At 61.1% G+C, this 21,965-nt stretch carries 20 protein-coding genes; 8 read left to right on the top strand and 12 right to left on the bottom strand.

What is annotated here, in order from left to right; translation table 11 throughout:
- Positions 1–27: 27 nt before the first annotated feature.
- Positions 28–390 (bottom strand): DUF5997 family protein, encoded by a 363-nt coding sequence (locus CLV85_RS08045; RefSeq protein WP_100389308.1) that lies wholly within the window; start codon positions 388–390, stop codon positions 28–30.
- Between the two features lie 37 nt (positions 391–427).
- Between CLV85_RS08045 and CLV85_RS08040 the strand changes: the two genes are divergently transcribed.
- Positions 428–1,147: a LysR family transcriptional regulator substrate-binding protein gene (locus tag CLV85_RS08040; protein ID WP_100389016.1), complete on the top strand. Its 720-nt coding sequence runs from the start codon at positions 428–430 to the stop codon at positions 1,145–1,147.
- A 10-nt stretch (positions 1,148–1,157) separates the two neighbouring features.
- Here the strand turns inward: CLV85_RS08040 and CLV85_RS08035 are convergent, their stop codons facing one another.
- The 3 genes from CLV85_RS08035 to CLV85_RS08025 all read right to left on the bottom strand — a co-directional run bounded on the left by CLV85_RS08035 (position 1,158) and on the right by CLV85_RS08025 (position 3,956).
- Positions 1,158–1,871: a GDSL-type esterase/lipase family protein gene (locus tag CLV85_RS08035; protein WP_100389307.1), complete on the bottom strand. Its 714-nt coding sequence runs from the start codon at positions 1,869–1,871 to the stop codon at positions 1,158–1,160.
- A gap of 223 nt (positions 1,872–2,094) precedes the next feature.
- Positions 2,095–2,940 (bottom strand): ABC transporter permease, encoded by an 846-nt coding sequence (locus tag CLV85_RS08030; RefSeq protein WP_100389015.1) that lies wholly within the window; start codon positions 2,938–2,940, stop codon positions 2,095–2,097.
- Positions 2,937–3,956 carry an ATP-binding cassette domain-containing protein gene (locus CLV85_RS08025; protein ID WP_100389014.1) on the bottom strand — a complete coding sequence of 340 codons (1,020 nt, stop codon included), beginning with the start codon at positions 3,954–3,956 and terminating at the stop codon, positions 2,937–2,939. The genes CLV85_RS08030 and CLV85_RS08025 overlap by 4 nt, the downstream gene beginning before the upstream one ends.
- A gap of 96 nt (positions 3,957–4,052) precedes the next feature.
- Between CLV85_RS08025 and CLV85_RS08020 the strand changes: the two genes are divergently transcribed.
- From CLV85_RS08020 to CLV85_RS08005, 4 genes are all read left to right on the top strand, one after another.
- Positions 4,053–4,871 (top strand): hypothetical protein, encoded by an 819-nt coding sequence (locus tag CLV85_RS08020; RefSeq protein WP_229820225.1) that lies wholly within the window; start codon positions 4,053–4,055, stop codon positions 4,869–4,871.
- 58 nt (positions 4,872–4,929) lie between these two features.
- Positions 4,930–6,516 (top strand): DNA polymerase Y family protein, encoded by a 1,587-nt coding sequence (locus tag CLV85_RS08015; RefSeq protein ID WP_100389012.1) that lies wholly within the window; start codon positions 4,930–4,932, stop codon positions 6,514–6,516.
- A complete protein-coding gene (locus CLV85_RS08010; protein WP_100389011.1) occupies positions 6,516–9,959 on the top strand; it encodes an error-prone DNA polymerase in 3,444 nt (1,147 codons plus the stop codon). The genes CLV85_RS08015 and CLV85_RS08010 overlap by 1 nt, the downstream gene beginning before the upstream one ends.
- Before the next feature lie 155 nt (positions 9,960–10,114).
- Complete coding sequence (locus tag CLV85_RS08005) at positions 10,115–10,318, top strand: cold-shock protein (RefSeq protein ID WP_100389010.1); 204 nt, start codon at positions 10,115–10,117, stop codon at positions 10,316–10,318.
- 180 nt (positions 10,319–10,498) lie between these two features.
- On the opposite strand, the gene CLV85_RS08000 is transcribed toward CLV85_RS08005, so the two are convergent.
- The 3 genes from CLV85_RS08000 to CLV85_RS07990 form a co-directional block, all read right to left on the bottom strand.
- Positions 10,499–12,268, bottom strand: coding sequence for a DEAD/DEAH box helicase (locus CLV85_RS08000; protein WP_100389009.1), 1,770 nt, complete (start codon positions 12,266–12,268; stop codon positions 10,499–10,501).
- A gap of 93 nt (positions 12,269–12,361) precedes the next feature.
- The gene (gene dinB / locus CLV85_RS07995) at positions 12,362–13,609 is read right to left on the bottom strand and encodes a DNA polymerase IV (RefSeq protein ID WP_100389008.1); all 1,248 of its coding nucleotides are present in this window, start codon (positions 13,607–13,609) and stop codon (positions 12,362–12,364) included.
- A 141-nt stretch (positions 13,610–13,750) separates the two neighbouring features.
- Positions 13,751–14,014, bottom strand: a complete 264-nt coding sequence (locus tag CLV85_RS07990) for a GlsB/YeaQ/YmgE family stress response membrane protein (RefSeq protein WP_100389007.1) — start codon at positions 14,012–14,014, stop codon at positions 13,751–13,753.
- A gap of 154 nt (positions 14,015–14,168) precedes the next feature.
- On the opposite strand from CLV85_RS07990, the gene CLV85_RS07985 reads away from it, so the two are divergent.
- On the top strand, positions 14,169–14,930 hold the full coding sequence (locus tag CLV85_RS07985; RefSeq protein WP_100389006.1) for an SGNH/GDSL hydrolase family protein: 762 nt from the start codon (positions 14,169–14,171) through the stop codon (positions 14,928–14,930).
- A gap of 123 nt (positions 14,931–15,053) precedes the next feature.
- On the opposite strand, the gene CLV85_RS07980 is transcribed toward CLV85_RS07985, so the two are convergent.
- The 3 genes from CLV85_RS07980 to CLV85_RS07970 all read right to left on the bottom strand — a co-directional run bounded on the left by CLV85_RS07980 (position 15,054) and on the right by CLV85_RS07970 (position 18,336).
- Positions 15,054–16,160 (bottom strand): fatty acid desaturase family protein, encoded by a 1,107-nt coding sequence (locus CLV85_RS07980; RefSeq protein WP_100389005.1) that lies wholly within the window; start codon positions 16,158–16,160, stop codon positions 15,054–15,056.
- 111 nt (positions 16,161–16,271) lie between these two features.
- Complete coding sequence (locus tag CLV85_RS07975; RefSeq protein WP_100389004.1) at positions 16,272–17,498, bottom strand: D-alanyl-D-alanine carboxypeptidase family protein; 1,227 nt, start codon at positions 17,496–17,498, stop codon at positions 16,272–16,274.
- Positions 17,499–17,532: 34 nt separating this feature from the next.
- Positions 17,533–18,336, bottom strand: coding sequence for a TrmH family RNA methyltransferase (locus tag CLV85_RS07970; RefSeq protein ID WP_100389306.1), 804 nt, complete (start codon positions 18,334–18,336; stop codon positions 17,533–17,535).
- An 82-nt stretch (positions 18,337–18,418) separates the two neighbouring features.
- On the opposite strand from CLV85_RS07970, the gene CLV85_RS07965 reads away from it, so the two are divergent.
- Both CLV85_RS07965 and CLV85_RS07960 read left to right on the top strand, forming a co-directional pair.
- On the top strand, positions 18,419–19,249 hold the full coding sequence (locus CLV85_RS07965; RefSeq protein WP_100389003.1) for a Sir2 family NAD-dependent protein deacetylase: 831 nt from the start codon (positions 18,419–18,421) through the stop codon (positions 19,247–19,249).
- A 55-nt stretch (positions 19,250–19,304) separates the two neighbouring features.
- Positions 19,305–19,937 carry a histidine phosphatase family protein gene (locus CLV85_RS07960; RefSeq protein ID WP_100389002.1) on the top strand — a complete coding sequence of 211 codons (633 nt, stop codon included), beginning with the start codon at positions 19,305–19,307 and terminating at the stop codon, positions 19,935–19,937.
- A 10-nt stretch (positions 19,938–19,947) separates the two neighbouring features.
- On the opposite strand, the gene CLV85_RS07955 is transcribed toward CLV85_RS07960, so the two are convergent.
- Both CLV85_RS07955 and CLV85_RS07950 read right to left on the bottom strand, forming a co-directional pair.
- Entirely contained in the window at positions 19,948–21,033 is a 1,086-nt protein-coding gene (locus tag CLV85_RS07955; protein WP_100389001.1) for a glycosyltransferase family 4 protein, read from the bottom strand.
- Positions 21,030–21,941, bottom strand: coding sequence for an alpha/beta fold hydrolase (locus tag CLV85_RS07950; protein WP_100389000.1), 912 nt, complete (start codon positions 21,939–21,941; stop codon positions 21,030–21,032). The genes CLV85_RS07955 and CLV85_RS07950 overlap by 4 nt, the downstream gene beginning before the upstream one ends.
- Positions 21,942–21,965: the final 24 nt, after the last annotated feature.

Genomic DNA, 21,965 nt, shown 5'->3' with positions numbered 1-21,965 from the left:
TACCAGCAAGTATGAGGAAAACTGAAATTACTTGCGAGCGGCCTTCGCAGCGCGCTCTGACTTAACGCGGGCATTCTCTTCGTTGACCGCAGCGTGCGTCGCGCGCTCAACGACAAGCCACTCTGGCATCTCGACAAGCAACGCCTTGATCTCGGCGGTCGTCATGACATCGGGTGCCCCAGCGCGAGCGAGCCCCGACGCCGAAACGCCGAGTTTCTGGGCCACGACCAAGCGAGGGTGCGGGCCATCAGCGCGCAACTTCGTGAGCCACTCGGGTGGAGTGGCAAGAAGTTCTGCAAACTCTTCGCGGCTAATTTCGGAATCGCGGAACTCTTCCGGGGCGGCGGGGAGGTAAATCCCCAGCTTCTTGGCGACGGTTGCGGGCTTCATGGTCTGGACTGGCACACCCCAAGACTAACCTGAACACATGCCAACATCATTCACTGTCGCCTTTGTGCTGGGGGCGACGCCCGGCAAATGGTCGCGCGTCTGGCGGGAACGGCTTCCAGAGACCCCGATTGAGCTCGTGCCGAGCGAACAAGACGAGGCACTTGCGATGCTCACGGCGGGCACCGCTGACGTCGCCCTCGTGCGCCTGCCCATTGATCGCGCCGAGGACAGCGATCGCCCTCTTGCGGCTATCCCGCTCTACACCGAACGTGCCGTTGCCGTAATCCCGAAGGAACACGATCTGGCTCAGGGGGACGAAGTGACCCTCGTCGAAATCGACTCCGCTCACCGCATTACCGAGGAATGGCGTGCAGCGGTCGACTTGGTCGCCGCGAACATCGGCATCGCTGTGATCCCCCAGGCTGTCGCCCGCGCTCTCCAGCGCAAAGACGTCGTATCGCGAATCATTAGTGACGGCCCTGAGTGGCAAGTCGCCGTGGCATGGCGCGATGGTTCCGTAGACCCCCTCGTCGAGGAATTCATCGGGATCGTGCGCGGCCGCACCGCCAAAAGCTCGCGTGGCACCGCCGGCGGCTCGGAGGCAGAGGAAGCAGAGTCACCGAAGCGGGCTCCCCGAGCATCCGCACCGAAGAAGTCCACCTCACAGCGCGCCAATGCCCGATCTTCTGGAGGCAAAGCAGCACCGCGCCGCCCGGACCGACCGGCATTCAATCGAAACAAACGCCGTAAGGGTTAATCTGCTTCGACTATCCCCCGGTGCTATCTAGAGGAAGATGTGCGACAACGTCGGGAATGAGGCTGGCTGCCCACTCTTGGTAGCGCGATCGTCCCTCGATGTTTTCGGCATCCTCCGCTACCGGCCGAAATTCGACACGGTGGACGCGATCGTGCGCGTGCGCTGTGGCGGCAAGTTGCTCGTTGAAGCCGGCTGCGGTCTGTCCAATACGGCGCTGGTAGGCCGCAGCGAAGCTCGACATTTTGGGAGTATTGCAATCGACCAAAAAGACTTGGGTGTGAGGCGCTGATCGTTGGAGCACGCTCGCAACCAAAGTTTCAAGCTGAGCGCCCCAACGCCGTGGGGACATCAGCGTGAGAATTTCGAAGGTGCCGAACGACAGCACGACCATGTCGGCATCGCCGAGCAGCCGGGAAGTTAGTTGCTTCCGCGCTCGAGGCACAGAGAAACCGGGGGCGGTAATGGTGGTGACTTCGGCGCCCCGTTGTGTCTGAGCCGTCAATGCTCGAGCAAAGGAGCCCCCTAAAGCAAGTTCGTGAGACGCAACGCCGTAGCCGATGACGATCCCCGAGCCAGCAAGAATAACTTTGTGGGGGTTGGGGCCGTCAGCGAGCACCGTGGGATTGTCTTTCGGGTGCGGATACCCGCGCCACGAGTTGGGCGAAATGCGCACCCACGTGAACATGAAAATTCTCATGACAGCGTGTTCTAGGGTGGCGAACATCTCGCGAACTCCGTTTCGGGTGGCGCCGACGAGCGTCGAGTGGGTGAGTCTCAGCGTGTTTCCCGGCGGGACGGGCAGCTCCAATTACGCGAAGATTATCACCGAAGAACCGTTGTTCCTATAGTAAAAATTGAAATGGTCGCGCTCTCACATCACCGATGAGGCGCTGGTTCGGGGCAGCGTCGTAGCGTGGCTGCAGACGCTGCTTGCTCCCCCGACTGGATTAGCGGCTGCTGATGTTCGCGAACTTGCGCACCGCGAGCGGTACGAAAATGGCGAGCATGACCACGATGCCGATGAGCACCGTGAGCACCGGATGTTGTTGCGTCCACACCTCAGACTGAGCCGAGCCGGCCGGAGTGTTACCGAAGAGTTCGCGGGCCGCCTGCACGAGAGCCGAAACAGGGTTGAACTCAGCGAAAACTCGCAAGGGTGTTGGCAGAGTTTCGGCGGGAACGAAAGCGTTGGAGATGAACGTGAGCGGAAAAAGCACCAGGAACGAAACGTTGTTGATGACTTCAGGGCTGCGCACGCTCATGCCGATAAAGGCCATAACCCACGACAGTGCGTAGGCAAAGAGCAGGAGGAGGGCGATTGCGGCAAGCGCCTCGAGCGGGCTGGAGTTGATGCGCCATCCGACAATCAAGCCGGTCGTCATCATGACGATCATCGAGATCGAGTTAATGAGAAGGTCACCGTTGGTGCGGCCCACGAGAACCGCGGAGGGGCTCATGGGCAGTGTACGAAAACGATCGATGATGCCGTCTTTGAGGTCTTGAGCCATGGCTGACCCGGAATAGGTGGAGCCGAAAACGACGGTTTGGGCGAAGATACCGGCCATGATGAATTCGGCGTACGTGCTGCCGGGAATGTCGATGACGCCGGCATAGACATAGGTGAAGAGCAGCACAAACATAATGGGCTGCAGTGTCGTGAAGACCAGAATGTCGGGTACGCGCTTGATCTTGATGAGGTTGCGGCGGGTGGTGATCCAGCCGTCATTGAGCCAATTCATCACCGGTGAAGCGGCAACGGAGTTGGGCGTTGGTGTTGGAATCGTGGCGGTCATTTCTGGGCCTTCCGTGACGATGGTGCATCCGTGTTTTCCGTGCCCGTTGCGGCAGCGTCATCGGCGCTTGCCGTATGACCGGTGAGTTTCAAGAACACGTCGTCGAGAGTGGGGCGACGCATGCCTGCGTCATAGAGCGGGATGCCGCGGCTGGCGAACTCGGTAAGGATGAGCTGCAGTGCTGCGGGGGCATCTTCCGCGTTGACGGTAAACCCGCGACCGTCGAGACTCACGGCAGGTTCGGTGCTGCCGAAACGAGTGAGGATTTCGCGGGCTGCGGCCGCGTCATCCTGAGACACCAGGCTGAGTTCGACGCGTTGACCGCCGATAGACGCTTTGAGCTCGTCTGAGGTGCCCTTGGCAATGACTTTGCCGTCGTCGATCACGGAGATGCTGTCGGCGAGCTGGTCGGCCTCTTCGAGGTATTGGGTGGTGAGGAGCACCGTGGTGCCCTCCCCCACGAGTGTGGTGATGATCTCCCACATACCAATGCGGCTGCGGGGATCTAGCCCGGTGGTCGGCTCGTCGAGAAAGAGCACCGGTGGGCGCATCACCAAGGCACCCGCGAGGTCGATGCGACGACGCATGCCGCCGGAGAAACCTTTGACGGGACGGTTTTGGGCTTCGGTGAGGTCGAAGAGGTCGATAAGTTCACGCGCTCGCACACGCGACTGCTTGGCGCCGAGGTGGTAAAGCCGGCCCACCATATCGAGGTTTTCGAAGCCAGTGAGGTTTTCGTCAACGGCCGCATACTGCCCGGAAACCCCGATCATGGGGCGAATGCGTTCGGGCGATGCGATCACATCGACGCCGTTGATCGTTGCTGTACCGGAATCGGGGCGTGTCAGTGTGGTGAGAACCTTGACGGTGGTGGTTTTGCCCGCACCGTTAGGGCCGAGAAGCGCCGTCACCGTGCCCTGCGGAACCTCGAGATTGAGGCCATCGAGAGCGTGCACGGGGGAAGCGCCTTTGGGCGTGTACGTCTTCTTGAGATCTACTGCTTCGATATAACTCACGAGGTAACGGTAGGCGATGGCGCCGACATCCGAAAGACACGCCGGTGGATGTCGTACGCAATTGACACACTCGAACATATGTTCGAATATGAACAGGTGTCCCCTGTATCTGCCTCCGCCGCTTCAGCGACCGCTGAAGTCTTTTCGGCTGAGCGCAGTGGCGGCGGCGACCGCGGTAGCGGTGGTGTTGCGAGTGCAGTGGGCGGCAGCCTGTCGGCGGCAGAACGCGTCGCTGAGCTACAAGCACGTATCGGTCAGATGCAGTCCCGCACGCTCAGTTCGAAGCTCATTCCCACTCACCCCGTTATCGCTTCCCTGTTGCCCGGTGGCGGCTTGCAGCAGGGCAGCGTCTATTCGGTCGATAGCTCGGCGATGCTCCTCATGACGCTCTTGGCTGCGCCCTCCGCAGCGGGATCGTGGTGCGCTGTTGTCGGGGTGCCCGAGTTCGGCATTGAAGCAGCCCAGCGTTTCGGGGTCCACCTCGAACGGCTCGTGTTGGTGCCGCATCCGGGTGATCAGTGGTTGGCGGTAACGGCAGCGATCGCCGACGTGGTCGATGTCGTGGTGGCGCGGCCGCCTCGTCGTGCGTCAGACTCTGCGGTTGCCAGACTCGCTTCGCGCCTGCGACAACGCAAGTCGACGCTGCTCATGGTTGGCTCCTGGCCGCAGAGCGAAGCGATGCTGTCTCTCGGCGAAAGCCGGTGGCATGGCATTGGTGAAGGTCACGGGCACTTGGCCGCGCGCGAGGTCACGATCACGGTGACGAGCAAGAACGCGGGGCGCCCCCGCAGCGCCCGGGTCTGGTTGCCGGATACTGCGCAGACCGTTCGCTCGTACAGCGCTGCGGATTCTCCGGCCGCGTCTGATTCTGCTCCCCCGCAGTTGCGGCCAGTTCCACACCGGGTGTCGGCGTGATGGTGTTTGCGGCAATGGCGGCCGCGACAGTGACAGTGACAGTGCCGGCGGTGGCAGTGTGAGTGCGGCATCGACGGTTCCAGAATCGCTGCCGCGAGTTCTCGTGGTGTGGGCTCCGGACTGGCCAATCGTTGCCGCCCGCCAGCACGAGAAGCTGCCGGCGGATGCTCCCCTCGTTCTTGTCGAGAAGGGTCTCGTGTTCGCGGCGGCGGCATCCGCTCGCGCCGAGGGCGTCACGAGGGGGTTGCGGCTGCGGGAGGCCCAGTCGCGTTTTCCCGGCATCATTGACCGGCCTTACGATCCGGCTCTCGATAGCCGTGCCTTCGAGCCGGTGTTGACGGCGATAGAGGAGCTGATTCCCGGAGTGCAGTTGTTGCGGCCGGGGATGTGTGCCGTAAAGGTACGCGGAGCCGCCCAGTACTACGGCGGTGAAAAAGCTGCCGCATTGACGGTGATTGCTCGCGTGAATGAGATCGCGGCCTCCGATGCTCGGGTGGGGGTAGCGGATGCGCTCTTCACGGCGGTCCACGCTGCCCGCAGCACCATTGCTCGTGATCCGCGTTCGCGGGCTAGCCACGTGCGGGTGGTCGCTGCCGGTGACTCTGCTGCGTTTCTGGCCCCGCTCCCGCTGACGGTGTTGGAGGAGCCTCACATCGTTTCGCTGTTGTCGAAGCTGGGGATTTCGACGCTCGGTGAATTTGCGCATCTCGATCGCACCGATGTCCGCGTTCGTTTCGGTGAGCCGGGAGCGCGTTTGCATGCTCTTGCCAGTGGCCGCGACCCGCAGGCGTTTGTGGCCCGCACTCCCCCGCTCGACCTTGATGTCGTTCTTGATTTTGAGCCAGCGCTCGACCGCGTGGATCAGGTGGCATTTGCGGTTCGTAGCCGTGCCGACGACTTTATTGATGCTCTGATGCGGGCCCAGTTGGTAGCGACGGCGATCCGGGTCGAACTCGATTCCGAATCGGGTGAGGTAGCCGAACGGGTGTGGCTGCATCCCCGTTCCTTCAGCGCCAGCGATGTTGTTGATCGAGTGCGGTGGCAGGTGCAGGGTTCTAACCTCATCGAGACAGGGCTCAGTTCAGGCATAAGTCGAGTACGCATTGTTCCCGAAACCGTGGATGAGATTGGTCACCACGAGATCGGACTGTGGGGTTCCGGGCTAGAGCCCCGCATCCACCATGGCCTTTCTCGAGTGCAGAGCATGCTCGGCCACGGAGGAGTTCTTGTGCCGTCGATTGAGGGCGGGCGCACCCTCAGCTCCCGCCAGCGACTCACGGCGTGGGGCGACCGCAGCGTTGCCGAGCGATCTCCTCAACGCCCGTGGCCTGGCGCATTGCCTGATCCCCTGCCGGGAACGGTGTTCTCTAGTCGTCACGCCGTTCATGTTTTTGCGGCCGATGGAACTGCCGTGGCTGTGGATGAGCGGGGCCAAGTTCTGGCGCCACCCGCCCGGTTCTCGACGAGCGATTCGCGATCGCGCAGCCTCACAGCATGGGCGGGGCCGTGGCCTCTCGCGGAACGCTGGTGGGAGGCGGGGTCGTCAGGTCCCTCCTGGCGGTTTCAGGCCGTTGATGACACCGGCTGTGCCTGGCTTCTTGTGCTCGATAGCGGCGGCTGGTGGGCTGAAGCGAGGTATGACTAATGGCCTGGAGTAATCCGCCTATCTCGTGGAAGAAGCTGGAGCGCACGCTGTCGGGCTTCGGCACGGTCACGCCGATCGGTGAAGCTGGTGATGGGCGTGCCCAGTCTCTCGTGTCGAGCAAACGAGCGCCCTACATCGCGCCGGTGGAACCACCGGCTGACGCTACCGTGGCACCCGCGAACGCCGGCGATGTCGTGCCCTATGCCGAACTGCACGCGCATTCGAGTTTCAGTTTTCTTGACGGCGCGAGCATGCCCGAAAAGCTTGCCGAAGAGGCGGCCCGCTTGGGCCTGAGTGCGCTTGCTCTTACCGATCACGATGGGCTGTACGGCATCGTGCGCATGGCAGAAGCGGCAGCCGAACTGGGATTGCGAACGATGTTTGGGGCCGAGCTGTCGCTGGGGCTTAGCGGTCCGCAGAACGGCATCGCCGATCCCGAGGGCGACCACCTTCTTGTGCTGGCGCGCAAAGAAGAGGGCTATCACCGTCTCGCTTTGGCGATTACTCGTGCCCAGCTTGCCGGTGGTGAAAAGGGGCGGCCGCGGTACGACCTCGATGAGTTGGCTGAGTTGGCATCAGGCCACTGGTTCATTCTTACCGGATGCCGCAAAGGAGCAGTACGTCGAGCGCTGGCGGGCCCCGATGGCACGAACGCTCCCACCGCGGAATCACTGCTCGCGGCCGGAGCAGAGCTCGACACCCTCTGCACGCTTTTCGGACACGATTCGATAGTCGTCGAGCTCTTCGATCACGGCTATCCACTCGATTCGGCGTACAACGACGCCCTCTATGGCCTAGCTGCAGAGCGTGGACTGCGGGTCGTCGCTACCTCGAACGCGCACTACGCCACTCCCCGCCAACACCACTTGCACTCCGCGATTTCGGCGGTGCGAGCCCGGCGCAGTCTCGACGAGATGGATGGTTGGCTCCCCGCCGCAGCAACCGCGCACTTGCGGTCAGGGGCTGAGATGGCTGCGCGGTTCGCTCACTATCCCGGGGTGGTAGCCGAGACGGTGCAGATTGCAGAAGAGGCCGCTTTCGAGTTGCGGCAGGCAAAACCTGCCCTGCCCGATCAAGATGTTCCTGAGGGCCATACCCCGGCGAGTTGGTTGCGTGAACTGACGTGGGCGGGAGTGAAAGACCGCTCCATTGAACTGTCTGACGAGAATCGGGCCCGCATTCAGCGTGAGCTCGATGTGATCGAGGAGAAGAGTTTTGCTGGCTACTTTTTGATCGTGCACGACATTGTGGCCTTTGCTCGGGGGCGAGGAATTCTGTGCCAGGGGCGCGGCTCAGCTGCGAGTTCTGTGGTCTGTTACCTCCTCAAGATCACTGCGGTTGATCCCATTCGCTACAAACTCCCCTTCGAGCGTTTCATTTCGGCGATGCGCGAAGAAGAGCCAGACATCGACGTCGACTTCGATTCCGAGCGCCGCGAAGAAGTCATTCAATATGTCTTTGAGCGCTACGGGCGCGAGAACGCCGCTCAAGTGGCCAATGTGATTCAGTACCGTCCTCGTTTCGCCGTGCGGGATATGGCGAAAGCACTCGGTCATAGCCCCGGGCAGCAGGATGCGTGGTCGAAGCAAATGGAGCGCTGGGGCTCTGATGTCTCGGGAATCGACCACGACATCCCCGATTCGGTGTTGGAGCTTGCCCAGCAGGTCATGAAGTTTCCCCGGCACTTGGGCATCCATTCGGGCGGCATGGTGTTGACCCAGCGTCCGGTCGGCGAAGTGGTGCCGATCGAGCACGCGCGCAAAGAGAAGCGCACGGTGGTGCAGTGGGATAAAGATGATTGCGCCTGGATGGGGTTGGTCAAGTTCGATCTGCTCGGCCTCGGCATCCTCTCGGCCATGCAGTACAGCTTCGATTTGGTCGATGAGGCTCTGGGCGAACGCTGGGATCTCGCCACGATCCCGGCCGAAGAGCAGGGCGTCTATGACCAACTCTGTCGAGCGGATGCCATCGGCGTCTTTCAGGTCGAGAGCCGCGCGCAAATGGGGCTGCTGCCGCGCCTCCAGCCGCGCGAGTTCTACCACCTCGTCGTTGAGATTGCGCTTGTGCGCCCCGGCCCGATCCAGGGTGGTGCCGTGCACCCCTATGTTCGCCGCAAGATGGGCGCTGAACCGATTACTTACCTGCACCCCAACCTTGTGGAGCCGCTCGAGCGCACCCTCGGCGTGCCCATCTTTCAAGAGCAACTCATGCAGATCGCTGTGGCGGTGGGTGGGTGTTCGGCCGATGACGCCGACCTGCTGCGTCGCGCGATGGGTTCTAAGCGCGGTATCGAGCGAATCGACAAGCTCCGCACCAAGCTCTATGCCGGAATGGCTAGCAATGGCATTACCGGGGCGGATGCCGACCGCATTTACGAAAGCATCCAAGCGTTTGCCGGTTTCGGTTTTGCCGAAAGTCACGCTCTGAGCTTTGGGCTGCTGGTTTATGCCAGCGCCTGGGTGCGACTGCACTATCCGGCAGCTTTCTTGGCGGCACTATTGAGGGCGCAACCCATGGGCTTTTATTCGCCCCAGTCGTTGGTGGCGGATGCTCGACGCCACGGTGTGGTCGTGCATGGTCCCGACATCCAGCTCTCGGAGGTTTTCGCTTCTCTCGAACCACACGAAGGTCGAGTGGGGGCAACGGGCAGCGATCAGTGCCTCGCTGCGGAACAGCCTCCCGTGGGCCTGTTCGATCGTTCTGCGCACTTTGACACCGACGACCACCGTCGTGATGGATCTTTTGCCGTACGGCTCGGTTTTGACGAGGTCAAGGGCATCGGCACGCCGGTGGCGGAAAAAATTGTGGCGGCGCGCGAGGCCGGCGAATTTACGTCGATGAACGATGTGGTGCGCCGGGTGGGCCTCACGACGAAACAATTGGAAGCGTTGGCGGCAGCGGGAGCATTCGAGAGTCTCGAACTCACGAGACGCGAAGCGATGTGGAACGCCGGCTCGGCCGCCCAAGACCGTGAAGAGTTTTTGCCGCACAGCATGGTGGCGGTGCAACCGCCTCTCTTCTCGATGGCTACCCCGGTCGATGACCTCATGGCTGACCTCTGGTCAACCGGAATTTCGCCCGCCAGTCACCCCGTTGCCCACATCAGGCCCGCTCTGGCGCGCCGTGGCGTGCTGAGCGCGAGCGATCTCATGACCGCAGAATCGGGGCGTCGCATTGAAATTGGGGGCGTAGTGACCCACCGTCAACGCCCCGCCACCGCGAGCGGAATCACTTTTATGAATATCGAGGATGAGACGGGCCTGATCAATGTGATCTGCAGCGTCGGGGTGTGGGGCCGCTATCGGCGTGTCGCTCGGGATAGCGCCGCCCTCATTGTTCGCGGGGTGCTGGAGAGGTCTGTTGACGGCGTAATCAATGTGGTTGCTGACCGTTTTGAACCACTTTCAGGACTCCCCCGCACCCAATCTCGTGACTTTCATTAGTGACCAATTCATTACCGTTATGTGACTTTTTCGAAATACATGACACATGCAGGGCTTTCCTGCTATAGCCTTAGGCCATCGTTCATGTTCTATACAAAGGCATGAAGGCGGCCTCGACTGTCGGGGCCTGAAGAACGCTCCTGGAGGAGTTTTAAATGGCACTAGGTACCGTCAAGTGGTTCAACGCAGAAAAGGGCTTTGGATTCATCGCCCCCGAGGATGGAAGTCCTGACGTGTTCGCCCACTACTCGGCCATCGCAACAAATGGCTACAAGTCGCTCGACGAGAACCAAAAGGTTGAGTTTGACATCACACAGGGACCCAAGGGTCCCCAGGCGGAGAACATCCGCCCCCTCTGATCTTGATAGTTCAGTAATGAGAACGCCCCCGGTCCTATACCGGGGGCGTTTTCTTGTTAAGGACGTTTTCTTGTTGAGGACGTTTTCTTATCAACCACGATGCTGGTGCTCAGGCTCTCAGGATGACCGCGGCTTCTAGATGGCCGCGTTTTTTGCGTTAACGATCACGCAGAGCGGCTTTTAGGAGTGAAAGCCCTTGCGCAGGTAATCGATGCGGGTCTGCAATTGCGTGACAGTGGCCTGAGCGACCGCAGGACCGCCACAGACGCGTCGAAGCTCGGCGTGGATCAATCCGTGCGGTTCGTTAGAAAGCTTCGCTCTGCGGCCCACGAGGTTGTTCAGCAGGGTTCGCTGCTCTTTGAGCGTGCGATACAGCGGAGCGGGTTGTTCAGCCTTCGGCCGGCTCTCAGCGCGCTTTGACTGACGCTTCTGGCGCTGCATGAGCAGCTCACGCACTTGCTCGGGCTCCAGAATGCCGGGAAGACCAATGAAGTCGAGCTCTTCGTCGCTACCCGGCTCGGCGGCAAAGCCGAACTCGGCGCCGTCGAATAGCACCCGGTCAAAGTTCGCCTCTGACTCCAGCGCTTCCCACGTGAACTCGTCCGCAAGTTCGTCGCTCGTCTTCTCTTCGCGGTTCTCCGCATCAAGGAGGCTGTCGTCGAGCAGTTCGTCGCCCGTTTCTTTACGGTCAAGCGCATGATCGCGCTCTTTCTCGAGCTTGCCGGCCAGATTCATGAGGTTCGGAACACTCGGCAAGAAGATCGACGCTGTTTCGCCTCTACGACGGGTACGCACAAAGCGTCCCACTGCCTGAGCGAAATAGAGCGGGGTAGATGCCGACGTCGCGTACACACCAACCGCCAGTCGAGGAACGTCGACGCCCTCTGACACCATGCGCACAGCGACCATCCAGCGACTATCGCTCTCGGCGAAGGTCTCGATGCGCGATGACGACTCTTTCTCATCGGAGAGCACGATCGTGGCGGACTCCCCCGTGATGTCCTTGATGAGCTTGGCGTAGGCGCGTGCCGCGAGCTGATCCGTCGCGATCACGAGCCCTCCCGCATCCGGAACAGAGTGGCGGATCTCGCTGAGGCGACGGTCGGCTGCGCGCAGCACGGCTGGCATCCATTCGCCCTTGGGGTCAAGGGCCGTACGCCAGGCCTGCGCCGTAACGTCTTTGGTGTCGCCTTCGCCAAGGCGGGCTTCCATCTCGTCGCCCATGCGCGTACGCCACTTCATCTTGCCGGCGTAGGCCATAAAGATCACTGGGCGAACAACGCCGTCTTCGAGCGCGCGACCGTAGCCATAGCTGTAGTCGGTAACTGAGGTGCGGATGCCCTCATGGTTGGGCGCATAGGTGACGAAGGGAATGGGGGCAGTGTCGCTGCGAAAGGGTGTTCCGGTGAGCGAGAGTCGGCGCGTGGCGCGACCGAAGGCAGTGTGGATCGCGTCGCCCCAGCTGAGAGCATCACCACCGTGGTGCACCTCGTCGAGGATGACGAGGGTGCGGGCGGAGTCAGTGATCTCCTGGTGGAACGATGCCTTCATTGCCACCTGTGCGTACGTGACGGCGACGCCGTGAAAACGACGGCCGCCCCACGCATCGCCATTGGAGAACGACGGGTTCAGGCGCAGACCAACGCGGTTGGCAGCATCTGCCCACTGGCGTTTGAGGTGATCAGTCGGCGCAACAACGGTGACGCGGTCGATCTCGCGACGGGCAATGAGTTCAACAGCCAAGCGCAGTGCGAAAGTGGTCTTGCCTGCGCCCGGTGTGGCCGCGGCGAGAAAGTCGCGCGGCTCTTTCTCGAAGTACAGGTCAAGCGCTTCTGCTTGCCAGGCCCGCAATTTGGATGCGGTGCCGCGGGCGGCGCGTTCAGGGTACGACGGTGAGAGGTGTTCCGCCGCGAAGGTGCCCACGGTGGGGGCTGGCAATGGAGTACTCACTTGATAAGACTTTACCGTTCACTTCTGACAACCGCGTTCGTGTCGGCTGCGTTTTTTGACCTGCTACGAATTCCGAGCTGCTGAGGAAGAGAGCTAGTCGCGTTGGCCAAGCCGAGGACGCTCGGAGCGTTGCGAGCCGAGCAACCGTGCTGGACCGATAGCGCCGGTGCCGAACCGAGCGGATGCCGCCTCCATAGCTTCTTCGGCATCCCGCCAGCCGTCGGTCGTGTCCCACAAACTCATCTGCCCGCCTCCGGGCTCGACGAGTTGCTCACCGCGCACGCCGACGAGGCGCACCGGTCGGCCCTCTCGAGCGAAGTCGGCGTAGATGTCGCGCACGGTCTCGTACAGCGTGCGGCCGAGGTCGGTGGGGTCGGGAAGCTTGCGCGACCGAGTGATGGTGCTGAAGTCTTCGAAACGGAGTTTGAGCACGACGGTGCGCGCCTCGACGCCCCCGGCCCGCAATCGAGCGGCGACCTTGCCGGAAAGTCGAAGCAATTCTCGACGAATCTCATCGGCATCAAGCACGTTGTATTCAAACGTGGTCTCGTGCCCGATGCTCTTCTCGGCTGCTCGCTCGACCACCGGGCGTGGGTCGTTGCCCCAGGCGAGGTTGTGCAGTTTGACTGCCCCCGCCTCGCCGACGGCGCGAGTGAGCGTTTCGCGATCTGCGTGGGCGACATGGGCAATGGTCGTGAATCCGCGCTGCTGGAGGGCCTCGGCCGTCTTGCCGCCAACGCCCCACAACGCAGAGATGGGAAGGGGGTGAAGAAACTCGACGGTCTTGTCGGCAGGGATGACCAGGAGTCCATCGGGCTTGGAGAGCCCGGATGCCACTTTTGCCACATATTTCGATGCAGCGGCTCCGACCGAGCACACCAGCCCGGTTTCTTCGAACACTCGCTTGCGCAGCAGTGTGGCCACCTCGATCGGTGAACCATAGATCGCGCGGGCGCCTGCAACATCCAAGAAAGCTTCATCGATGCCAAGCCGCTCGACCTTGGGGGTGAGTTGGTCGCAGATGTCGAAGACAACCGACGAAAAGTGCTGGTAGCGCTCAAAGTGCGGCTCGAGAACGATGGCGTGAGGGCAACGGCGCAGTGCCAGCGCCATGGGCATCGCCGAGTTCACGCCGAACTTGCGGGCCTCGTACGTTGCTGCAGTGACCACGGACCGAACTGAGTTGTGCCCGACGATGACGGGCTTGCCCACGAGCTCCGGATGATCCAAGAGCTCCACGGATGCGAAGAACGCATCCATGTCGACGTGGAGGATCGTGGCAGTGCTGTCGTCGACGCCCGCCGCGGTTACGTGCCGCGTTCGACCGTCTTGCTTACCCATGGGCCTATTCTCTCAGGTGCCGCTGACGTTGGAGCTTCGCCATCGACTCGGCGCCCGCCCTTGGTCACGTTGTGCAGACGCAAAAAAGGCGGTGCACCGAAGTGCACCGCCCTATTTGTGAAGCTGTCTAGCTAAGAGTGTTTAGCGACGTGAGCCGCGCGTGATCAGTCCGTAGAGGAAGAGCACGAGTACCGAGCCGCCGATTGCGACGAGCCAGGTTTCAATTGAGAAGAATGTCTCGAGCTCGACACCGAAGATGGCGCCTCCGACAAATCCTCCGACAAGAGCACCTACTACACCGAGCAGGAGTGTTGCGAGCCAACCGCCGCCTTGGCGTCCGGGCAGAATTGCCTTAGCGATTGCTCCAGCGATCAGTCCCAGGACGATCCAACCGATGATTCCCATTGTGTGTTCTCCAAACGGTGGTTAAGTAGTTTTCGTTGTGAAAACCAACAGAGAAGACTTAACCACGTGCCCTGTACGAGGGTCAAAGTAATTCAGGTGGCTCACAGGAAGCACACGGATAGCGCACAGAGGAATTGTGAGACAAGGTAGAAGTATGCAACACGAACATCCTTGGAGTAGATACGTCGCGATCGGCGACTCGTTCACCGAAGGCATCGGAGACCCCGAGCCCGACTCCCCCGGCGGCAATCGTGGCTGGGCTGACCGCGTGGCCGAAGTGCTTGGCTCGCGCAAACAGGACTTCGCCTACGCGAACTTGGCGATCCGAGGCCGGCTGCTCAATCAGATTGCTAGCGAGCAACTGGAGCCGGCGCTCGAGCTGAAGCCTGACCTCATCAGCGTGTCTGCGGGCGGCAACGACATCATCCGCCCCGGTTCGGATGCCGACGAGGTTGCCGGCCGTGTCGACGAGCTCGTACGTCAGCTGCGCAGCGACGGCGCCACGGTCGTGCTCTTCACGGGGCCCGACATCGGGATGACGCCAGTTTTGAACCGCATGCGCGGCAAGGTAGCCATCTACAACGAGAACATCCGCGCCGTGGCTCAGCGCCATGACGCGATCGTGGCGGACATGTGGTCACTGCGTGAGCTGGGCGACCCGCGCATGTGGGCCCCCGATCGTTTGCATTTCTCCGCAGTGGGCCACCACACGGTTGCCCGGATGGTGCTGGATGCTCTCAACGTCGAGAATGATCTCGAACCTTTCCAACCAGAGCCGCTACCTCCGCGGCGGTGGCGTCAAGCGCGGGTCGAAGACATCGGCTGGGCTCGCGAGCATCTCGTGCCGTGGGTACTGCGTCGCGTGCGCCACCAGTCGTCTGGAGACAACATCACGGCCAAGCGCCCCGGCTTCTAGTTCAGGCCAGCTCAGGCCAGTCTCCAGCGACCGCTGCCTCGCCAGCGGTCGCTGTGTGCCCCATGACCGCAGAAAAGGCCCTCACCTAGTGGTGAGGGCCTTTTCTGTGAACTCAAGCGGCAGTTAGCCGCTGTAGCCGGTGCGTCCTGCTGCCGGGCAGTCGAACGGATCGCCATCGGCGCTCAGGCCGACCTCGTTGAGGTGGCGAATAACGATGCCATAGGACGTAAAGAGACCGACCTCGGTGTACTTGATGTCCTTGGTCTTGCAGTACTCCTTGACGATCTCTTGCGCGCGGCGCAGGTGCGGTCGCGGCATAGTCGGGAACAAGTGATGCTCGATCTGGTAGTTGAGGCCGCCCATGAAGTGGTTCATAAAGTGACCGCTACGGATGTTGCGGCTCGTGAGTACCTGACGGCGCAGGAAGTCGACCTTGGAGCCCTTGGGCAGGATCGGCATTCCCTTGTGGTTGGGCGCGAATGATGCGCCCATGTAGAGACCGAAGATTCCCATTTGCACGCCGAGGAAGGCGAAAGCCATTCCGAGGGGCAGGAAGCTGAACACGATCGCGAGGTAACCGATGTTGCGAACCAGCAACAGCGTGATCTCGAGCCAACGCTTGTCGACCTTCTTCTTGAAGTTGAAAACTTCTTGGAAGGCGTGCGAATGAAGGTTGAAGCCCTCAAGCAAGAGTGCAGGGAAGAACAGGTAGCCCTGGCGGTTAGCCATGAACTTAGTGAGTCCCTTGAGGCCGACAGCCTTTTCCTTCTGGAAAATGATGAAGTCAGTCTCAATGTCGGGATCTTTGTCGACAGTGTTGGGGTTCGCGTGGTGACGCGAATGCTTGTTCATCCACCACGCGTAGCTGATGCCGACCACGAGGTCGGACATCAACCGGCCGAGCGTGTCGTTGAGCTTGCTCGACTGGAAGACCTGGCGATGTGCCAACTCGTGAGTCAAGAATGCGTATTGCGTGAAGATGATCCCCATCGCCGCGGCGATGAGAAGGATGTACCACGTGCCGGCGAGCATCGCGAAGCCGACCCAAGCGCCAGCCATGGCGAGGGTGATGACGGCAAAAGTGGTGATGTAAAAGCGTTTGCTGCGACGCAGCAGGCCGGCCTCGCGCACAGTGCGCAAGAGGGCGGCGAAATCGCTCATCTGGCTACCGACGCCGCGGGGACCAGTTTTAATTACACGTACGGGATCGGCTGAGAGAGAACTACTCACGTGACCTCAGATATTTTCGAATGACTTCCCAGTCATGTGACAAGCGAGCAAGTGCTCCAGATACACTCCACCTTATCGCGGCCGCCTGTGAGCGCCGTGTCTATTCGATAACTAAAACATTGCGGCCGGATTTGTCAGTCTCCACCATGGCCCTGGATCGTCAATCTCGCCGCTCAAGACCAGCGGCACGCTAAACGTCTCGTCTCCGACCCGGAATTCCACGGTTCCTGCGCTCTCCCCGGCATCCGCGGTACGCACAGTCGGCACATTCACGCTCATTGAAATCTCGTCTTCGCCCCACACGACTGCGCTGACGGTGGACTCCGAGATGGCGGACGCTTCGTCACCCCACGGCGTGTCATATTCGGCGAACTCTTCGTCAACGCTGGCGAGCGTCACTTCGGAGTAGCCGGCGGTCGCATCCGCAATGAGTTCCTGGATCGCGGCGTTAATAGTGGGATGGTCTGGCCCGCCCACGACGGCGCCGACCAGCGTAATCACGGTGTCACCAACGGAAACATCAGCCGAGAAGAGAAGGCACGACCAACCCTCGTCAAGGGTTCCCGTCTTAATTCCATCTACGCCATCGATGCCGAGGAGCTTGTTGCTGTTGCTGACCGTACCGATGCCGGGGATCTCTGCAGTCGAGCTCGACACGATCTGTGCGATGACGGGATTCTCGATGGCCAACCGCGCGATCTCGGTCAGATCAGCAGCCGTGCTCCGATTGGTTTCTTGGATGCCCGATGCTTCGGTTAGCGTCGTGTCTGCCAGACCCTTGCTGTCTAGCCACGCCGCGGCCGCGGCAACGAACGCTTCTTCGGAGCCGAAAGCCCAGTGGGCCAGCGATTGAGCGTAATTATTTGCCGACGGGAGCAAAACGACAGTCAAAACATCGCGTTGCGAGAGTTGTTGGCCGGTATAGACAGGGGCGACCGAACCGTATTGAGCGAGTTGGTCGTAGTAATAATCGACGTCCGTTTGACCAAACGTGATGGTCGGTCCCGCTTCATCCGCAGCGAGTGGCTTGGCATCGAGAACGACCAACGACGTAATAATTTTCGTGATCGAGGCAATCGGTACAGCTTCTGCGCTACCCGCCTGAGCCAAGACACCAGGGCGGTCGAGTGCACCGATCGCCGAAACGCCGTATCCCGGAAGGGTAATTTCAGGTACTGCTACCTCGGGCTCGGCGACGGGCACCACGTTCGCGGAGATCGCATCGAGAGGGGCTAGCAACGTCAGGGGCAAATAGAACGTTAACGAGAATGCAACGGCTACAGCGGAGAAAACGACGATGCGACGGCGACGGAAGATTTGGCGTTGAGTCAGCGGCACCGGATAACGCTAACAGGTGCGGGGCGGTCGAAACCTAGCGCACCCGAAGTGTGTACATCCCGACAGCACTCGCCGCGGCCACGTTGAGCGAATCGACACCGTGCATCATCGGAATCTTTACGACGGTGTCGGCAGTTTCGATAGTGCTGCGCGAGAGGCCGTCGCCTTCCGTGCCGAGAATGAGAGCGACGCGCTCGGGTGCTGTCGCGGCAAAAGTATCGAGGTCGACCGAGTCGTCGTTGAGGGCCAGCGCAGCGAGATGAAACCCTGCAGCCTTGAGCTCGGCGGCGTCTTCGGGCCAGTTCGGGATGCGCGTCCACGGCACCTGCAGCACCGTGCCCATGCTCACGCGAACGCTGCGACGGTACAGGGGGTCTGCGCAGCGGGGGGTGATCAGCACAGCATCGGCGCCCAGAGCAGCCGCCGAGCGGAAGATCGCACCGACGTTGGTGTGGTCAACGATGTCTTCGAGAATGACGATCCGTCGTGCATCCCTCACCAGATCGGCAACCGTGGGGAGGACAGGCCGATGCATGGATGCCAAGGCCCCCCGGTGCAGGTTGAAGCCTGTCAATTGCTCGAGCAAGTCTGATTCGCCCACGTAGACCGGCGTCTCGGAGTCGCCGAGCAGCTCAGCCACATCGTCGAGCCACTGCTCCAAAACCAAGATCGCACGCGGCTGATGGCCGGCCCGCAGCGCACGGGCGATCACCTTCGATGATTCGGCGATGTAGAGACCACCGGCGGGTTCGGTGCGACGACGCAGGGCGACATCCGTGAGGTTGGCGAAGTCGCTGAGGCGAGGATCGGCGAGATCGGTGACTCGGATGACGTTCACGGTGTGTTCCCAACTGTGCGGTTTCGCCATCAGGTGAATCTCTCATGGCGCTTATCGTGCTCGAAGTGCTTACGCTTGAAGTGTGAATACACTCCCGCTCAGCGACGATATTGATCGTGCTGCTGAGCTTCTTCAGGGCAAGCTCATTAGCGTACTCACTGGCGCTGGCATCAGCACCGATTCGGGCATACCCGATTATCGCGGTGAAGGCGCCGCAGTGCGCAATCCGATGACGTTTCAGCAGTTTCAGAGCTCGCCGGAATTCCGTCAACGGTATTGGGCGGGCAGTCACCTCGGCTGGAAGCGTTTCGCGGCCTCCACTCCCAACGATGGCCATGAGGCTCTTGCCGCGTTCGAGCGTCTGGGCCTCAGCAACGGCATTGTCACTCAAAATGTCGACGGATTGCATTTGCGGGCTGGCTCCAAGCGCGTTGTCGACGTCCATGGCAGCATCGACCGGGCTCGTTGCTTGCGTTGCGGTCAGTACTTTGCACGTACTCCCCTAGCCGCTCGGATCTCCGAACTCAATCCGTGGCTCGAAGAGTCGGACTCCCACACTCTTAACCCCGACGGCGATGCCGACGTGCATAACGTCGATGACTTCATTGTTCCGGATTGCACGGTGTGTGGTGGGCTATTGAAGCCGGATGTCGTCTTCTTTGGCGAGTTTGTGCCGACGCGAAAGTTCCAACTTGGTGCCGCGCTCGTGGACCAATCGGAGGCGATGATCGTCGCCGGGTCCTCTCTCGTGGTGAATTCCGGCATCCGCTTGGTCGAACGCGCCATGCGCAAGAAGATTCCGCTCGTGATTATCAATCGCGGAGCCACAAAGGCGGATCGTCGAGCCGACGTTAAGATTGACGGTGGTGCTTCTGCGGTTCTTGGTGAGCTCGTGGAACGGCTAGCCGCGTAGTAACCGGCGCATCTCAGCTCGCCCGCGCTGAGTCCTGACTTTCGAATGGAGCGTTGTGTTCATCTATCTTGTGCGGCACGGAGAGACCGACTGGAATCTTCAGCGTCGCATTCAGGGCAGCACCGACATCCCGCTCAACGACACTGGTCGTGCTCAGGCTCGAACCACCGGTGCCCTTCTCGCTCGCCGCCAATGGAACGGCATTTTCGCCAGCCCCTTGTCGCGCGCCATGGAGACCGCCGAGATCATCGCCGCCGAGGTGGGGCTGCCAGCGCCCCAGCCCATCGCCGCTGTTGTCGAACGCAACTACGGGGTTGCCGAGGGGCGCACCGCCGAGGAGATCGATGCCATTTATTCGGCGGATGTCGAAGTCCCGGGTCGCGAATCACGAGAGTCTGTTGTCGAGAGAGTTCTTCCCGCGCTCGTGACGCTCGCTGAAGAGCACCACGGTGAGTCGATCATCGTGGTTGCCCACGGAGGCGTCATTGCCGCTGTTCTCGCCGCTGTCGCTCCCGATCACCCGCATGGTCGGATCGCGAACGGCTCGGTGCACAGTTTCCGTCACGACGACGGATCTCTGACCTTGGTGGACTTTGACGACCCCATTGAAGAAGAGTCAGAACGCCAGGGCGGCGAAGACTTTGCCGCTCAGAACGCTCTCGCTCGGCGCGAAAGCACCCTTGAGTAGTTCATGCTCGCTAGCGCTTCTTCTTCGCGCGACGAGCGGTAACAGCATCTTCTAGCGCTGTGTAGAGGGTTGCAGCGCCCTTCTCCCAGGTAAATTCAGCTGAGCGCTCTCGCGCTGCGGTGGAACGTTCCTGCCACGTTGCGGGGTCTTCGAGAGCTTTCACCTCGCGTACGAGCTCGGAAGGGTCATCCGGGCTGAAGAATCCCCCGGCCGGGCCAGAGATTTCGCGGAAGATTTCTGTGTCGCTGACCAATACGGGAGTTCCGAGAACCATAGCCTCAACCTGCGGTAGGCCAAAGCCTTCGTCGCGGGATGCCGTAACCAAAGCGGTGGCACGGGACAGCGTCTCGGCGTACACCTCGTCGCTCGCCCCGTTGTGGAATACGAGACTGTCGGCGGGCGCAAGTGCAGTGAGCTCTGCTCTGCTAGCGTAATCGACCCGGCTCATCAAGTGCAGGGTGTAGCCCGGAAGGTCGTGAAGCGCGCGAGCGATCAGACCGACATTCTTGTACGGCATGTACGAGCCCATGTAGACGAGCTCACGTGTGGTCGGTGCACTACGTGGGGCGTACTCCCCCGGGCTATCCGTGCCGAGCGTCACAACCGAAATCGGATTGCGAGTGAGCTTGTGCTCGAGCATCTGATTGCGCGTGGTGTGGGAGTCGGAGACGTGTCCGTCTGCCGTGTTCAAGAGGGCGCGTTGGAACGCCCAGGTCAAGTGGTAGAGGCGCCACATGACGCGCACGGCCGCGGGCAGATTGCGGGGTGGTGTGGGGTGCTTGTAGTAGATGAGGTCATGCACCGTGGTGACAAGCGCATACTTGCGGCCGAATGGCCCCATGGTTTGCATCGGCGTGAAGACCACATCGGGCTTGAGTTTGTTTACCTGAAGCGCCACGAAAGGTTCGAGGATGCCGGTGGGAGACGATGCCATCTCCCACGGCAGATCGGGCAGCAGCTCAAGCTGGCGCTTGTCGGAGATGAGCATCGTTACCGGGTGGACCTTGCTGATCTCCTCGACGAGGCGTGAGCCATAGCGGCTAATCCCATCGTGGCGGCCGATGCGCGTGTATCGGCAGTCAAAAACGATCTTCATGAGTGGGGCTCCGCAACTGTTCCTGCGCCGAGGAACGAGACGATGAGTTCGGCAGCTTCGCGCGGCCGTTCATAGTGGATGAGATGACCGACGTTGTCGAAAATTTCGAGCTGAGAGTCGGCGAAAAGTGTGTGCAGTCGCTCTTGGGCGGGAACGGGACTGATCGGGTCGTTGCGCGCGCCAATCAGGAGTGTGGGCACCGTGATGCTCTCGGCAAACATGCTGACATCCGAACCGATCGAGGCTTCGAAGGCTTCGAGCAGGCTGTCGCGGTTGGCGTAGCTGCTGAAGTGAGCATGATGCTGTTGGTGCACCCAGCGGCGCAGCTCAGGGTTCCGGGTCTTGACCATGGCGAGACTCATCACGCGGACTACCAACCAGTTGCTGAGCAGCGGTGCACCGATGGCGAGAGGGAGGGCGCGAGCAGCCTGATAAAACCACAGCGTGATCTTGCTGAGCACACCATTGGGCCCCGAGAGCGCTGGCGCAGCAATGGGATTCACCAGAATGAGTTGGGGCGTGGTGAGCCCGCGTGCAAGTGCAGCAGCCACGACGATTGACCCGAACGAGTGCCCCAGAATGTACGCGCGACCGCTGAGCCCGAGTTGTCCTACGAACGCGTCGAGCCACAGCGCGTAGCCCTCGATGTCATGAACGTGCCCAGTGAGCGGTTCAGATTCGCCAAAACCCGGAAGGTCAGGGCTAACGATGCGGATGCCGCGAAGGTGGGCGCAGACAGCCTCAAGACCGTGGTGGTCGCCCCGAAATCCGTGGACCAGCACCAGCACGGTGTCGGCGTCTGCGGAGCCGTACTCCCAGTAATGGGTGGATGACCCCAACACGGCTATCTCGGAGTGCTTCGCCGGTGTGGCGTCGAGCAGTGCTCCATACGGCGATGCGGGCTTCATTCAGACAATTCTATGTAGTGCGGC

Source organism: Salinibacterium amurskyense, assembly GCF_002797685.1.
In the GTDB taxonomy this organism is placed as follows: domain Bacteria; phylum Actinomycetota; class Actinomycetes; order Actinomycetales; family Microbacteriaceae; genus Rhodoglobus; species Rhodoglobus amurskyensis.
This window is presented reverse-complemented; position numbering and strand designations above follow the sequence as displayed.

What these genes read in the sequence shown, in the direction of transcription:
- CLV85_RS08045 (WP_100389308.1), bottom strand. Translation starts at nt 390, where the DNA reads ATGAAGCCCGCAACCGTCGCCAAGAAGCTGGGGATTTACCTCCCCGCC.
- CLV85_RS08040 (WP_100389016.1), top strand. Translation starts at nt 428, where the DNA reads ATGCCAACATCATTCACTGTCGCCTTTGTGCTGGGGGCGACGCCCGGC.
- CLV85_RS08035 (WP_100389307.1), bottom strand. Translation starts at nt 1,871, where the DNA reads ATGTTCGCCACCCTAGAACACGCTGTCATGAGAATTTTCATGTTCACG.
- CLV85_RS08030 (WP_100389015.1), bottom strand. Translation starts at nt 2,940, where the DNA reads ATGACCGCCACGATTCCAACACCAACGCCCAACTCCGTTGCCGCTTCA.
- CLV85_RS08010 (WP_100389011.1), top strand. Translation starts at nt 6,516, where the DNA reads ATGGCCTGGAGTAATCCGCCTATCTCGTGGAAGAAGCTGGAGCGCACG.
- CLV85_RS08005 (WP_100389010.1), top strand. Translation starts at nt 10,115, where the DNA reads ATGGCACTAGGTACCGTCAAGTGGTTCAACGCAGAAAAGGGCTTTGGA.
- dinB (WP_100389008.1), bottom strand. Translation starts at nt 13,609, where the DNA reads ATGGGTAAGCAAGACGGTCGAACGCGGCACGTAACCGCGGCGGGCGTC.
- CLV85_RS07990 (WP_100389007.1), bottom strand. Translation starts at nt 14,014, where the DNA reads ATGGGAATCATCGGTTGGATCGTCCTGGGACTGATCGCTGGAGCAATC.
- CLV85_RS07985 (WP_100389006.1), top strand. Translation starts at nt 14,169, where the DNA reads ATGCAACACGAACATCCTTGGAGTAGATACGTCGCGATCGGCGACTCG.
- CLV85_RS07955 (WP_100389001.1), bottom strand. Translation starts at nt 21,033, where the DNA reads ATGAAGATCGTTTTTGACTGCCGATACACGCGCATCGGCCGCCACGAT.
- CLV85_RS07950 (WP_100389000.1), bottom strand. Translation starts at nt 21,941, where the DNA reads ATGAAGCCCGCATCGCCGTATGGAGCACTGCTCGACGCCACACCGGCG.